At 70.3% G+C, this 16,389-nt stretch carries 3 protein-coding genes; 1 reads left to right on the top strand and 2 read right to left on the bottom strand.

Annotated elements, in window-relative coordinates; all coding sequences use genetic code 11:
* Nucleotides 1-4: 4 nt before the first annotated feature.
* Entirely contained in the window at nucleotides 5-11,659 is an 11,655-nt protein-coding gene (locus tag J2Z30_RS50800) for a type I polyketide synthase (protein WP_209468592.1), read from the bottom strand.
* Nucleotides 11,660-11,861: 202 nt separating this feature from the next.
* Here J2Z30_RS50800 and mhpA point away from each other — a divergent pair, with 202 nt between their 5' ends.
* Complete coding sequence (gene mhpA / locus J2Z30_RS06990; RefSeq protein WP_044579699.1) at nucleotides 11,862-13,460, top strand: bifunctional 3-(3-hydroxy-phenyl)propionate/3-hydroxycinnamic acid hydroxylase MhpA; 1,599 nt, start codon at nucleotides 11,862-11,864, stop codon at nucleotides 13,458-13,460.
* Nucleotides 13,461-13,477: 17 nt separating this feature from the next.
* On the opposite strand, the gene J2Z30_RS06985 is transcribed toward mhpA, so the two are convergent.
* Complete coding sequence (locus J2Z30_RS06985) at nucleotides 13,478-16,360, bottom strand: helix-turn-helix transcriptional regulator (protein ID WP_209468591.1); 2,883 nt, start codon at nucleotides 16,358-16,360, stop codon at nucleotides 13,478-13,480.
* Between the last annotated feature and the right edge of the window lie 29 nt (nucleotides 16,361-16,389).

The following is a 16,389-nucleotide window of genomic DNA, read 5'->3' as shown; positions in this document are numbered from 1 at the left end:
GGAGTCACTCCCGGGCGGCTCCGGGGGCCGGGGCGGATGATCCGGGGGGAGCGTCCGCGTCCGTCTTCTCCAGTTCGTCCCGCAGTTGCCAGGCCAGCATCCGGAGAGTCGGGTGATCGAAGACAAAGCTGGGAGGCAGCCGCAGCGCGGTGCGCTTGGCCAGGCGATCGCGTAGTTCCACCGCCATCAGTGAGTCCAGGCCGATCTCGGTGAACAGAACGTCGGGGTCGAGGGTGGCGGCCGCCGAGTGTCCCAGAACCCGAGCGGCCTCCTGCTGCACCATGTCCAGCAGAATCCGCTCCCGCTCCTCGGGGGCCGCCCCGGCCAGCCGACCGGTCACCAGGCCCTGATCGGCCGTGGCCCGAGGGGCAGCGGCTCGGCGAGCCGCCGGGGCGAGCCTGTGCAGCAGCGGGTGGACCGCCCCGCGGGCGGCTTGGGCGCGGAGCGCGCCGAGGTCCAGCTTGATGGGGAGGACCGTGGGTCCGTCCGTACGCAGCGCGGTGTCGAACAGTTCCATGCCCTCGGCCGGGGACAAGGGAGCGATACCGCCGCGTGTCATCCGGCGCTGGTCGGCATCGCCGAGGCGGCCGGTCATCCCCGTTCCGGCGGCCTGCTGCCACATGCCCCAGGACAGGGACACGGCGGGCAGCCCCTGGGCCCGGCGCTGATAGGCCAGCGCGTCGAGGTAGGCGTTGGCGGCGGCGTAGTTGCCCTGGCCCGCGTTGCCCAGGGTGCCGGCAGCGGAGGAGAAGAGGACGAAGGCGGAGAGGTCCAGGTCCCGGGTCAGCTCATGCAGATGGAGCGCCCCGTCCACCTTCGGCCGGAACACCGCGTCCATACGCTCCGGAGTCAACGCCGTCAGCACACCGTCATCCAGAACACCGGCCGTATGCACCACCGCCGACAGCGGAGCATCCTCCGGAACGGCATCCACCAGCCCGGCCACTTCATCACGATCGGCCACATCACACGCGACAATCCGTATCCGCGCCCCTGCCCTGACCAGCTCCGCCTCCAACTCGGCGGCACCGACAGCCTCGAGCCCACCCCGACTCGCCAACACCAGACTCCGCACCCCGTGCACGGCCACCAGATGCCGCGCCACCACCGCCCCCAACGCCCCCGTACCACCCGTGATCAACACCGTCCCGCCGGATCCCAGACCACCCGGGGCGGCTTCGGAGACATCCGCGACACGGGTGAGGTGCCGGGCGAAGCAGGTGGAGCCGCGTAGGGCCAGTTGGTGCTGGTCACTGGCGAGCAGTGCGGGTAGCGACGCGGTGGGTACCGTCGCTTCGTCGATGTCGAGGAGGAGAATCCGCCCGGGGTTCTCCGCTTGTGCGGACCCCACCAGGCCCCATACGGCGGCCGCTGCCGGATCGACCGGATCGGCCTCCCGGACGGCGACGGCGCCCCGCGTCACCACGATCAGCCGACTGGACGCCAACGAGGGTTCGGCCAGCCACGCCTGTACGATCCGCAGCACCCGCCCGGTCAGCTCCCGCACATCGGCTGTACCGCCGCCCAGGTCCAGCAGCAGCACGTCCGGCTGGGAAGTCTCCGGGGGCGTGGCCAGCTGGTGTACGTCCTCGGCGCCGCCCACCGATACGGGTTCCACGGTCGTACCGTCCGGTTCCACGGTCGTACCATCCGGCCGAACCGGCAGCTCATCCCATGCGATGCGGAACATCCGGTCCGCCGTGGCCGCCGTGGCCGCCGTGCCGAACTGTTCGGAACCGACCGGACGGGACACCACCGAGCCCACCGAAGCCACGGGGGTGCCGCTCTCATCGGCCAGTTCCAGGGTCATGGTGTTCGGGCCGGACGGTGTCACACGTACCCGCAGCGCTGAGGCCCCGGAGGCATGCAACGCCACCTCGCGATAGGCGAACGGCAGTACGAGCTCCGCATCGGCTTCGTCGCGATCGTGGAAGGCGATGGTGTGCATGGCGGCATCGAGGAGTGCCGGGTGGAGCCCGAACCCCGCCGCCTGAACCCGATGTTCCTCCGGCAGAGCCACTTCCGCGTACACCGCGCCATCCAGCCGCCAGGCCGCCCGCACCCCCTGGAACACCGGCCCATACCGATAGCCGACCTGTTCCAGACCGTCGTACAGGCCCTCCACGTCCCCCGGATCCACCGCCACCGCACCCGCCGGAGGCCACACCGACAACGCTGTGCCGGGAGCGGAGATCTCATCCGCACGGCACAACGTCCCGGTCGCGTGCCGCACCCACGCAGCACCCAGACCGGCATCTTCCGCCCGCGAATACACCCGCACGCCGCGCCGACCGCCCTCATCGGCCTCCGCCACGCTCACCCGCACCTGAACGGCCCCGCCCTCCGCCAACACCAGCGGAGCCTCCATCACCAGCTCCTCCACCCCACCACAACCGACCTCATCACCGGCCCGCACCACCAACTCCACAAACGCCGCACCCGGCAACAACACCGCACCCGCGGCCACATGGTCAGCCAGCCACGGATGAGACCCCAACGACAACCGCGAGGTGAACAACACATCACCCGACCCCGGCACCTCCATCACCGCACCCAACAAAGGATGCTCCACCCCCGCCAGCCCGGCAGACGTCACATCACCGGCTCCACGCCCGTCCCCCACCAACCAGTAATGCTCCCGCTGGAACGCATACGTCGGCAGATCCGAGATATGGGCAGGCAGAACCGTGTTGCCGAACAGGGCACCGAAATCCAGGCGTACGCCTGCCACATGCAGTTGAGCGACGGCGGACATCAGTGCCCGGGGCTCGTCGCCCTCCCGCCGCAACGACGGCACCACAACGGAAGCTTCGGCCAACTCCTCAGGAAGACAGTCCCCGACCATCGCGGACAGCACCGCATCCGGTGCCAACTCCAAGTACGTGCTGACCCCATAGTCGGCGAGCGCCCGTACTCCGTCCGCGAAACGCACGGCGGCACGCACATGCTCCACCCAGTACTCGAGGGAACACACCGCCTCCGTGTCCGCCAGCCGCCCGGTCACGTTGGACACCAGAGGGATCACCGGGGCAGCGAACGACACGTCGGCGATCGCCTCCCGGAACTCCTCCAGCATGGGCTCCATACGTGCGGAGTGGAACGCGTGCGAGACCGCCAAACGCCTCGTCCGACACCCCTGCCCCGACAACTCCTCCGCCACCCGCAACACCGGCTCCTCATCACCGGAGACCACCACCGCCGCAGGACCATTCACCACCGCGATATCCACCCCCGCCACCAACAGCGGACGCACCCGCTCCTCACCCGCACCCACCGCCACCATCGCCCCACCCTCCGGCAACGCCTCCATCAACCGACCCCGCGCCGCCACCAACACCGCCGCATCCTCCAACGACAACACACCCGCCACATACGCCGCCGTCACCTCACCCACCGAATGCCCACCCACCACATCCGGCACCACACCCCACGACTCCACCAACCGGAACAACGCCGCCTCCACCGCGAACAACCCCGCCTGAGCAAACACCGTCCGCTCCAGCAACTCACCGCCCCCGAACACCACCTCCCGCACCGAACCCGACACCCCACCCGCACCCAACTCCCGGTCCAACACCTCACACACCCCATCGAAGACCTCCCGGAACACCGGAAACACCTCATACAACCCACGCCCCATCCCCACCCGCTGACACCCCTGACCAGCGAACAACACCCCCAACCGACCACGCACCACCGAACCCGACACCACCCCCACACCCGACCCACCCCGCACCACCACACCCAACCCCGCCAACGCCTCCTCACGATCCCCCGCCACCACCACCGCACGATCCGACAACCCCGCCCGACCACAACCCAACGCAAAACCGAGTTCGCTCACGTCCAACTGCGGCTCGTCCGCAAGGAAGGACCGCAAGCGTCGCGCCTGGGCCCGCAAGGCCGCGTCACCCCGCCCGGACACCACCAGCGGCACAGGGACGCCCTTCCGCCAGGACATCGCCGGGCCGGTCGGCTCGGTCTGCGCCGGCGCCGCCTGCTCCAGGATGACGTGGGCGTTGGTGCCGCTGACTCCGAACGCGGACACACCAGCCCTGCGCGGACGCCCCGCCACCTCCGGCCACACGCGCTCCTCGGTCAGCAGTTCCACCGCACCCGCCGACCAATCCACCTGCGACGTCGGCTCCTCTACATGCAACGTCCGAGGCGCGATGCCATGCCGCAACGCCAACACCATCTTGATGACCCCGGCCACCCCCGCCGCCGCCTGCGCATGGCCGATGTTGGACTTCAACGACCCCATCAACAGCGGCCGATCACGGTCCTGACCGTACGTGGCCAGCACCGCCTGCGCCTCGATGGGATCGCCCAGTGCCGTTCCCGTGCCATGCGCCTCCACCACATCCACCTCGGCGGCCGACACACCGGCAGTGGCCAATGCCTGCCGGATGACACGCTGCTGCGACGGACCATTCGGGGCGGTCAACCCATTCGACGCACCGTCCTGGTTCACCGCGCTGCCCCGCACCACCGCCAACACCCGATGGCCGTTTCGCTCCGCGTCCGACAGCCGCTCCAGCGCCAACACGCCCACGCCCTCGGCCCACCCCGTACCGTCAGCCGAGGCGGCGAAGGACTTGCACCGGCCATCGATCGACATGCCGCGCTGCCGCGAGAAGGCGATGAAGATACCGGGCGTGGGCATCACCGTGACACCACCGGCCAGGGCGATCGAACACTCACCGGCTCGCAACGCCTGAGCCGCCAGATGCAACGCCACCAGGGACGAGGAGCATGCCGTGTCCACCGCGACCGACGGTCCCTCGAAGCCAAGCGCATAGGACACCCGTCCCGACAGCACGCTTGCCGAGGCGCCGAGGCCCAGCATGCCCTCGAGCTCGGCAGGCACCGGCTCCACACCCGAGCCGTAGTTGTGGTAGGTCACACCGGAGAAGACACCCACGTCCCTGCCCCGCAGGGTGGTCGGGTCTATCCCGGCTCGTTCCAGCGCTTCCCACGAGGTTTCCAGCATCAGACGCTGCTGCGGATCCACGGCCAGCGCCTCACGTGGCGAGATCCCGAAGAAGCCCGCGTCGAACTCCCCGGCATCGTGCAGAAATCCGCCTTGGTGCGCGTAGCTGGTGCCGGGGTGGTCCGGGTCCGGGTGGAACAGGTTCTCCAAGTCCCAGCCACGGTTCACCGGGAAGTCGCTGATCCCGTCCCGGCCCTGAAGCACCAGCTCCCATAGCTCTTCCGGCGTGGAGACTCCTCCCGGCAGTCGACACGCCATGCCCACGATCGCCACCGGCTCGGTCGACACGGCCCTAGGCGCTGATGTCGGCCCCGCTGTCTCCTCCGGGGCCGGGGCCGCCGTGTCCCCGATGAGCTCGTCACGCAGAAAGTCGGCGAGAATCAGGGGCGTGGGGTAGTCAAAGAGCAGGGTGGTCGGCAGAGTCCGGTCGGTGAGTGCGTTCAGACGGTTGCGCAACTGCACGGCGGTGGCCGAGTCGAACCCGATCTGGTTGAACACCACGTCCGGTTCAATGGCGTCCAGCGAGGGATGGCCCAAGATGCCTGCGGTCTCCTGGCGGACGGTCTCCAGCAGGATGCGTTCCTGCTCCTGCGCTGACTCCCCACGAAGGCGGGCGGTCAACGCGCCCGTCTCCTCGGGTAGTTCGGCCATTCCCGGAAGCTGATCGTCTACGGATCCTGCGTCTGCGGGAGCGGCGTTCTTGAGCCAGTAGTGCTGGTGTTGGAAGGCGTAGGTCGGCAGGTCACACGCGGTGTGCGCGGGGACGTTGCCGAGCAGAGCGGTCCAGTTCACGGGGACACCCCGTACGTACACCTCGGCCAGTGAGGTGAGCACACGGCGCATACCACCCTCGTCCCGCCGCAGCGTCCCGCTCACCACAACCGGCCCGGCATCCGCTCGCTCCGCCGCCGCCTCGATGCTCATCGTCAGCACCGGATGCGCACTCACCTCAACGAAGGCCCGGAAACCCTCCTCCAGCAGGCACTCGACGGACGGGGCGAACCGCACCGTGCTCCGCAGATTCCGATACCAGTACCCGGCATCCAACTCGGCAGTGTCCACCCACTCCGCCTCCACCGTGGAGAAGAACGGGACATGTGAAGACACCGGCCGGACCTGCGACAACGACCGCGCCAACTCCTCCTCAACCACCTCCACCTGCGCCGTATGCGAGGCATAATCCACATCGACCCACCGCACCCGCACCCCCGCGCCCTCACACTCCCCCACCAACTCCCGCAACGCCTCCGACTCACCAGCCACCACCACCGACAACGGCCCATTCACCGCCGCCACCTCAACCCGACCCACCCAACGGGACACCAACAACTCCGCCTCCCCCACACCCACACCCAGCGACACCATCCCACCCCCACCCGACAACCCCGCAGCAATCGCCCGACTACGCAACACCACCACCCGCGCCGCATCCTCCAACGACAACCCACCCGCCACACACGCCGCCGCAATCTCCCCCTGCGAATGACCCACCACCGCAGACGGCACCACACCAGCCGCCAACCACACCCGCGCCAACCCCACCATCACCGCAAACGACACCGGCTGCACCACATCCACCCGCTCCAACAACACACCACCCCCCACACCCCGCACCACATCCACCAACGACCACCCCGTCAACGGATCCAACACCCCCGCACACTCAGCCAAACACTCCGCAAACACCTCCGACTCACCCAACAACTCCGCACCCATCCCCACCCACTGCGCCCCCTGACCAGGAAAAACAAACACCACCCCACCCCGAACATCAGCCCTCCCTGCCCCACCGCCCTCCGCCACCGCCACCAACCCCGCCAGCGCCTCCTCCCGATCTCCCGCCACCACCACCGCACGATCCGACAACCCCGCCCGCGACACTGCCAAGGAACCTGCCAGATAACCCAGTTCCACTTCCGGCCGACGCTCCACAAACTCCAGCAACCTCCGCGCCTGCCCCCGCAACCCCGCACCACCACGCCCCGACACCACCAACGGCACCACACCACCCCGAGCCTCCGACACCACCCCGGTCACCACATCGACCACCGCCCCCGGAGCCTCCTCCAAAATCACATGCGCATTCGTCCCACTCACCCCAAACCCCGACACCCCCACCCGACGCGGACGCCCCACCTCAGGCCACACCCGCTCCTCAGCCAGCAACTCCACCGCACCCGCCGACCAATCCACCTCCCGCGAAGGCTCATCCACATGCAACGTCCTCGGCAACACCCCACACCGCAACGCCAACACCATCTTGATCACACCAGCCACACCCGCAGCCGCCTGCGCATGACCAATATTCGACTTCAACGACCCCAACCACAACGGACGCCCCTCAGACCGACCCTGACCATACGTAGCCAACAACGCCTGCGCCTCAATCGGATCACCCAGCGCCGTACCCGTCCCATGCGCCTCCACCGCATCCACATCACCCGCCACCAACCCCGCACCCGCCAACGCCCGCCGAATCACCCGCTGCTGCGACGGACCATTCGGCGCCGTCAAACCATTCGACGCACCATCCTGATTCACCGCACTACCCCGCACCACCGCCAACACCCGATGACCGTTCCGCTCCGCATCCGACAACCGCTCCAAAACCACCACACCCACACCCTCGGCCCACCCCGTACCATCCGCCGACGCCGCGAACGACTTACACCGCCCGTCGGGGGCGAGCCCACGCTGACGGGAAAACTCCACGAAGGCATCCGGCCCGGCCATCACCGTCACCCCACCGGCCAGCGCCATCGAGCACTCCCCCGCCCGCAACGCCTGACCCGCAAGATGCAACGCCACCAACGACGACGAACACGCCGTATCCACCGTCACCGCAGGACCCTCGAACCCCAGCACATACGACACCCGACCCGACACCACGCTCGCCGAGGTGCCGGTCATCAGGTGGCCTTCCAGACCGGCAGGGGCATCTACTCCAGCGGTGGAGCCGACTCCGTAGTCCTGATGCATCATCCCAACGAAAACGCCCACGTCCTGGCCCCGTAGCGACACCGGATCGATCCCGGCCCGCTCCAACGCCTCCCATGACGTCTCCAGCAGCAACCGCTGCTGCGGATCCATCGCCAACGCCTCACGCGGCGAGATCCCGAAGAAACCGGCGTCGAACTCCCCCGCGTCATAGAGAAACCCACCCCGCCGCGCATAGCTCGTCCCCGCGTGATCCGGATCCGGATCGAAGAGGTGCTCCAGATCCCACCCCCGATCCGCGGGGAACTCCCCGATACCCTCACCACCTGCCAGAACCAGCTCCCACAACTCCTCCGGCGAGCCGACCCCACCCGGCAACCGGCACGCCATCCCCACGATCGCGATCGGGTCGTCGACCAGACCCGCCCCCGCCCCCGCGGCCACGGCCGAGGCCGGACCCCGGGCCGAATCCGGGGCCAAGACCGGTACGGTCGGCACTCCCGTACCGCCGAGCAGTTCCCGCCGCAGCAGGCTCCCCAACGCCAGCGGTGTGGGGTGGTCGAAGGCGGAGGTGGCGGGCAGGCGGAGCCCGGTGGCCTCGCTCAGCCGGTTGCGCAGCTCCACCACCGTGACCGAGGTCAGGCCCAGGTCGGTGAAGGCCCGCTCGGGCTCGACGGCCTGCTTGCCGGCCAGGCCCAGCAGGTCGGCCAGGTGTTCGCGGACGAGATCGGTGAGCAGCCGGTCCCGGTCGGCCTCGTACGTGTCCATCAGCCGCTCCCGCAGGGCGACCGTGACGGCCTCGTCCACGGTGGCGGTACGGGCCGGGACGTCGATCAGATCCTGGAGCAGCGGGGAGGTCGTCCCGGTCGGTACGGCGGTCGGGTCGAGCTTCGTGGCGACGAGTTGAGCCTCGTCCACGGCCAGGGCGGCGTCCAGCGCGGCGAGCGCCTCCCGAGAGCTCAGAGCACCGGCCGTCTCGTCGGTCTCCCCCTCCCACGGCCCCCACGCGATGGACTGAGCAGGTACCCCTCGTACACGCAGATGCTGGGCATAGGCATCGAGGAAGGCAGCGGAGGCGGCCTCGGTGGTTTCCCCTGCCGCGCCCAGCAACCCCTTGGTCGAGGAGGACAGCACGAACGCGGTGAGGTCGGCGTTCCGGATGAGCTCGTACAGCGTCCTGGCCTCGGCGGCCACGCGCCCGTCCGACGGCTCGTCCACGGCCTCCCAGGCGTGGACGACCACGCTCAAGGGGCTGGTGGCCTTCGCCAGCACCCGCCTGAGTTTGGTGCGGTTGTCCAGGTCGCATTCGACCAGTCGGACATCGGCTCCGGCATCGGTGAGCCGGGTACAGAGCTCGTTGGCCCGGCCGCCCTGCCCCGGTGGAGCGATCAGCAGCAGTTGGCGGACGCCGTAACCGGTCACCAGATGCCGGGCGATCGCGGCACCGCGCCGGGTGTCCACTCCGGTGACGACCGCGGTGCCATGGGGGTCGAAGGCCACGGACGCATCCCGCTCGGAATCCGGACCCGTGCCCAGACCCACATCGAGGGCCACGCGTTCAAGCCGTGGCAGCAGCACGACGCCCGAGCGCACCGCGCTCTGGGGCTCGCCCGACGCCACCGCCGCCAACAGCGCACCGACACACCCCTCGTCATCGGGCTCGTCGAGGTCGACGATGGCGATACGGCCGGGATGAGCGGCCTGCAGGGACCGCACCAGCCCCCACAGCGCGGCCTGTTCCGGGTTCGGCACATCCTCGCCCGCGGTCGTCGCCACGGCGCTTTGCGTGGCCAACACCAGTACCGCGTCGGACAGCTCCGCGGAGGCCAGCCACGTCTCGACGTCCCTCAGGACACCCTCGGTGGTGTCCGCTGGGACCGAAAGCAGAGCCACGGCGGGCGGGGGGCTTCCGGCGGCCACCGCCGCTCTCAGATCGGCCGTGTCAATGCGCTCGCCCAACTCGGTACCATCCGGGGCACGCAGTAGGTCGACGAACCCGGGGGCATGCCGTCCGAGCAGGACCCAGCGGTCGCGCCGAGGCCGTGAGGCAGACAGCTGAGGGTCAGACAGCAGAGAGGCCGACGGCTGCGGGGCGGCCGACGGCTGCGAGGCCGTCAGCTGTGGGGCAGATGGCTGTGGGACCCACCTCGTACGGAAGAGCGCGTCATGGTAGGCGTTGCCCACCGCACGCAGCCGTGCCGGGCCGTCCAGCAGCCGGTGCCGGGTGACCTTGCCGGTCGCGGTGCGCGGGATCCGCTCGATCTCGTACAGCTCCTCAGGCACCTTGAAGTACGAGAGCCGCTCCCGGCACAGGGCGAGTGCCTGGGCCGGGTCGAAGCCGCCGGGTGCGGGGACGACGAAGGCCACCGGGACTTCGCCGAAGACGTCGTGCGGTTTGCCGACCACGGCGGCGTCGGCCACGCCGGGCGCCATCCGCAGGACGTCCTCCACCTCGACGGGGTGGATGTTCTCCCCGGCGCGGATGATGAGTTCCTTGAGCCGCCCGGTGACCGTCAGATAGCCGTCCCGGTCGCGGCGGGCGAGGTCGCCGGTGTGGAACCAGCCGTCTCGCAGCGCCTCGGCGGTGGCTTCGGGCTGGTTGTGGTAGCCCGCCATGATGTTCGGGCCGCGGACCCACACCTCGCCCTCGGTCCCGTCGGGCACGTCCAGGCCGGTGCGATGGTCGACCACCCGCAGGGCGAGGCCGGGGACGGGGAGTCCGCAGGAGCCCTCGACCCTGGCCCCGGTCGGCCAGTTGATGGCGATCGAACCGGAGGTCTCGGTGCTGCCGTACGCGTCGATGAGCGGGGCCCCGAAGGCGTCCTCGACCGAGCGTCGCAGCGCCGCCGTGGTCACGGCGCCGCCGACCAGGCCCACCCGCAGGTCAGGCGCGGTGAACCCGGGGGCCTTGGAGGCGCGGACGAGGTAGTGGTACAGGGTCGGGACTCCGGCGATGACCGTGGAGCGCTCCTGGCCCCACTGCTCCAGCACGTCCTCGGCGGAGTGTCCGTCGGTGATCCGGGCGGTCGCTCCGACGGCGGTCACGGCCAGCACGCACACGATGTGGGAGAGGCTGTGGAACAGGGGCAGCGGCCAGAGCACGCGGTCCTCGGCGGTGAGGCCGAGCGCGGGTACGTACGACGCGGCGACCGACCAGAGGCAGTTGCGCTGGGTGGCGAGCACACCCTTGGGCTTACTGGTGGTGCCGGAGGTGAAGAGCATCCAGGCGATGTCGTCGAGCTCGTGTTCGTCGCGGGCCGGTGTGTCCGGCTCGGTGGTGGCGAACCGCTCGTAGGACAGGCAGCTCGTGGGGACCGGGTCCTCCCCCACCACCAGCACGGTCAGCGGACTCGCTCCGGGGTCGAGGCGGCGCAGCAGCGGCAGGTGGGCGGAGTCCGTGATGACGACCTGACTGCCGCTGGCGGTGAGCAGATGCTCCAGTTCGGCCTGGGAGACATGCGGATTGACCGGGACGCCGATCCCCCCGGCGCGGACGACGGCGAAGTAGCTCTCCACCATCTCCACGCGGTTACCGAGGTACATGGCCACGCGGTCGCCCGGCAGCAGGCTCAGCCCGGCCAGATGGCCGGCGAGCCGACGGGTGCGCGCCTCCAGCTCGGCGTAGCTGATGGCGCGCCGGGCGTCGGCGTAAGCGGTCTTGGCCCCAAAGCGGCGGCTCTGTTCGGTGAGGAGGTCCTGGATCGGGCGGATCAGTTCGGTGCGCAGCATGCCACCTCTACCCTCCCTGCGGTCAGGGTTTCCAGGTGATGCGTCAGCGGCTTCACCCACTCCAGCTTCACACCGGAAAACTAGGAGAATCCCCTGATTCACCCCCCTCATCCCCCCTTACTTCGTGATCGTCAAGCCCCCTTTGTCCCAGTCCGTTCGGCCTCCGCTGATAGCTTCGCGGCACCGGAGGAGGGAGGAGCGGATGTGCTCTGCGGGCTCTGGCAGGGGGCCGGAAACGCCGGAAGCGGATGTGCTCATCGTCGGCTACGGACCCATCGGTCAGGTGCTGTCCATCCTGCTGGCCACCCGGGGGTGGCGGGTGCTGGTCGTGGAGCGGTGGGAAGACCCGTACACACTGCCGCGGGCGACCAGCTTCGACGGTGAGACGGCCAGGACCCTGGCGTCGCTGGGGGTGGCCGGTTCGTATCCGGAGATCGGTCTGCCGGCCGACGCCTACGACTGGCGCAACGCCGAGGGCAGGTCCCTGCTACGGGTCGAGCTCGCCGAGCGCGGTGTGCACGGCTGGCCGGAGACGACCACGATGCACCAGCCCGCGCTGGAGGCGGTGCTGTGCGCCCGCGCCGAGCGGCTGCCCAATCTGCGGGTACTGCGCGGTTGTGCCGCGACGGACCTGGTGGACGACGGCACCGGGGTGGAGCTCACGGCGGTGGACACGGCGGGCGAGCGGCTGCGGTGCGGCGCCTCGTGGGTGGTCGGGTGCGACGGGGCGAACAGCTTCGTCCGCGACCACATCGGGGTGCGCCGGACGGATCTCGGCTTCTCCTTCGACTGGCTGCTGTGCGATGTGGTGCTCCACGAACCGCGGGTGTTCTCTCCGCTCAATGTGCAGCACTGCGATCCGGCCCGGCCGACGACGGCGGTGGGCAGCGGACCGGGGCGCAGGCGCTGGGAGTTCATGCGGCTGCCCGGGGAGAGCGTGGCCGAGCTGAACCGGGCGGAGACGGCCTGGCGGCTGCTGGAGCGCTTCGATGTCAGCCCGGAGAACGCCACCCTGCACCGGCACACCGTCTACAGCTTCCAGGCCGCCTGGGCGGATGAGTGGCGGCGGGGGCGGGTGCTGCTGGCCGGGGACGCGGCCCATCTGATGCCGCCGTTCACCGGTCAGGGCATGTGCGCGGGCATCCGGGATGTGCTCAATCTGTCCTGGAAGCTGGATCTGGTGCTGCGGGGTGCCGCCGGTGAGGGGCTGCTGGACACCTATCCGCTGGAGCGCGTCGGCCATGTGCGGGAGGCCATCGACACGGCGGTACGGCTGGGCAGAGTGCTGTGTGTGACCGACGCCGCCACCGCCGCGAGCCGGGACGCCTCGCTGCTCGCGGGCGGCGCCGACACCGGCCGGGGCGGGCAGCACGGCGCCGCGGGCCCGCCGCTGCGGACCGGCCTGCTGTACACCGGCATCGGCACGGCGCCGGTGCCACCGGCCGGGGAGGTGATGCCCCAGGGCCGGGTGCGACACGAGGGCGTGACCGGGCTGTTCGACGAGGTGGTGGGCACCGGTCCGGTGCTGCTGGGTTCGGCGGATCCGGCCGTGGCGTTGGAGGAGTCCCAGCTCACCTTCCTCACCGGGCTCGGTACGCGTGTGGTGCACATGGTGGCGGAGGGCGCCGAGACGGCGCCGGGCGCCGTCATCGACGTCGACGAGGTGTATCTGCCGTTTCTGCGAGCGGTACGGGCACGGTTCCTGCTGGTGCGCCCGGATCACCACGTCTACGGCGCGGCCCGCACCTCACGTGAACTCACCGAGCTGGCGAATCAGTTCAGGTCCGCGCTGTTGGAGTGACCGGAGTGAGAAGGAGGCTAGAGGAAGTGCGGCAGATCCTGCCGCCGCTTGACGTTGACTTTACGGAACACCCGGGTGAGGTGCTGCTCGACCGTGCTGGCGGTGATGTAGAGCTTGGCGGCGATCTCGCGGTTGGTGTAGCCCTTGGCCGCCAGTAGCGCGATCCTCCGCTCCTGTGTGGTGAGCGCGGACAGCCCGTCCTGGCGCTGATGCGCGGACATCGCGGCCTCGGGGTCGATGGGGTCGAGCGCGGCCTCCCGGCACAGGTGCTCGGCCCCGGTCTGCTTCGCCAGGTGCCAGGCGCGATGGGCCACCCGGCGGGCGTTGCGCTGGTCCCCGGTGTCCTTGAAGGCGGTGCTGAGGTCGATCAGCGCACGGGCCAGTTCGTAGTCGTCGCCGCTGTCCTTGAGCATGTCGACGGCTTCGGTGAGCAGTTGCGGGCGGCGGGTGACCCGGCTGACCGCCGCCAGGGTGCGCAGAGACAACCCGCGGGCCCGGGACGGGCCCGGGAGCAGCCGGGCCATCTGCTCCCGTACCAGACGTTTGGCCTGGTCCTGGTCGTCCTGTGCCAGCCATGCCTCGGCCGCGCTGGTGCGCCACGGGACCATGTCGGCGCCGGGCGTCTGCCAGGTCTCGGCGAATCTGCCGCAGGCCAGGAAGTCCGCGAGCGCGGCCTGCGGGTGGTGGGTGGCCAGCCGGTAGTGGCCCCGGGCATGCAGATAGTGCACGCCGTGGCGGCTGTACAGGGCCTGCTCGGGGATCGGCTGCGCCACATGCTTCTCCGCCTGCTCCAGCCTGCCGGAGCGGGTGGCGGCCAGGATGGCGCAGCCCAGCACCCCCGCCAGGCCGACACCCCAGCCCTGGGGCGGTACGAGGGCCATGGCGCGGGCCGCCAGGTCGTGGGCGGAGATCAGGTGCCCCTGCCGCAGATGGGCCTCGGCGCGGATGGCGAGGAACTTCCCCTGCCAGGCGACGGCCTGGTGGGCGGCGGCCTCGGCCTCGAGCTTTTCGCACCAGGCAACGACCTCGTCCAGGCGGCCCGCGTGGAGCAGCGCGCGCAGGGCGAGCGCTCCGGACTCGGCGTTCCACAGCGAGCCGTGGTCGAGGTGGAAGGTGCGCAGCAGCAGTTCGGCGCGGTGCGTCAGCTGGTCGTCGCGTCCGCGGACCAGATCGTCGGCCAGGGTGACCGCCGAGGGCAGCCATGGGTCATGGCAGGGGGTGGCCTCCGGGGTGGCGGCGGCCACCGAGTGGGCCAGTTTCCGCAGCCCGGTGTGGAGGGGGTACGCCATCGCCGCCCAGTTCGTCAGGGGGCGGATGTCCTCGGTTCCGGAGCCGGCGCCCCGGTGGACTCGGGTTCGCAGGGCGTCCAGCAGGGCGGTCAACTCATCGAGCGCACCGGCCTGGGCCAGGCCCAGCACCAGTTCGGAGACCTCCCGGCGGTCCAGGTGGCCGGCGGTGAAGTCACGTAGCTGGGGGCGGAGATGGCGGACGGCGACCTGGGGTTTCAGCTGCCACTCCAGCCTGCTGAGGCGGGCGCGGACGCGTGCCGCGGTGAGGTCGTCGGCCCGGGTGTGCTGGGCGAGGTCCAAGCAGCTGAGCGCGGTGCCCACATCGCCGGTCGCCAGCGCCTCGTCGGAGGCCGTGACCAGCACCTCGGGGGCGCAGTCGGCACCGGGGCCCCCGGCGCTCAGCAACTGCCCGGCCACCGTCAGCGCCGGTGCCCCGGCCTCGTGCAGCAGCTCGGCGGCCGCGCGGTGCAGTGCGGCCCGGCTGTCGGCGGGCATGTCGTCCAGCACGGCGGTGGCGGCCGCCGGGTGGCGGAACGCCTGGCCCTCGGTGAGCAGTCCGGCGCTGACCAGGGCGTGCAGTGCCCAGCCGGTCACCGTGGCATCCACCCCGGCCAGCCGGGCCACGTCCGCCACCGGTGCCACACCGCCGAGCACGGCGAGGGCGCGCACCACGGACAGCATCGACGGCCGGGAGTGCGCCACGAGCTCGAGCAGCGCCCGTCCGTAGCCCTCGGGATAGCAGGCGCCGCCCGTCTGCTGATCGATGATCAGGGCCTGCACGGCCAAGGGGTTGCCGCCGCCGATGCGGTGGAACTCCGCGGTGAGCCGCGGGGACGCGGTGTGCGGGCCGAGCAGCCGGACGGCCAGGGCGTCGACTCCGCCGCGGCTCAGGGGCCGCAGGGCGATCCGGTGGGCGTTGGGGCTCTGCGAGAGCAGCCCGGCCAGCAGGGGCGAACGCGGCCACCGCAGAGTGTGGTCATCGGTGAGGAGCACCAGAATGCGGGCGGAATGCAGCCAGGGGACGATGCCGGCGAGGAAGTGCAGCGAGGGCGGGTCCAGGTAGTGGGCATTGTCGACGCAGATCACCAAGGGAGTGGTCTCGGCCAGATGGGCCAGCTCCATGGTGAGCTTCTGGAAGACGTCGATGACCTGCGTCTCCCAGCCGCCCCCGGTTAACCGCCCATCGGTGACGGTGTGTTCGACCGCCGAGGCGAGCAGCGCGCGCACCCGGTCCCGGCTGGGCGGCGGAATCGTCATGCCGTGGAAGAGCTGGGTCACCACGCCGAACGGCAGAAGGTGCTCGCGGAGTGAGGCGGTGGCCCTCAGCACGCGGGCGCCGCCCGGTTCGAGGGATTCGAGGAACTCGTGCACCAGCCTGCTCTTGCCACTTCCCAGCGGCCCGTCCACGACGGCCAGCTGCCCCTTCCCTCTCGTGGCATCGGCGAGCAGCCGGCCCAGGCCGGCCAGGATGTCATCGCGCTCGACCAGATCGGGGAGCGCCCCGCCGGGCGCGCGGCCCCCCTCGTCTCCCCGGTCCTCCTGGTCCTTCCGGAAACCGATCGCCGACCGACCGGCGCCAACCGTGGAATGGTGGCATTCCAACAAGCTCACAGGCACCCCGCTTTCTGACATTCCTCCAT

The sequence above is a fragment of the Streptomyces iranensis genome, from assembly GCF_017874715.1.
In the GTDB taxonomy this organism is placed as follows: Bacteria; Actinomycetota; Actinomycetes; order Streptomycetales; family Streptomycetaceae; genus Streptomyces; species Streptomyces iranensis.
The sequence above is the reverse complement of the archived record's forward strand: the minus strand, read 5'-3'. Positions and strand labels throughout refer to the sequence as shown.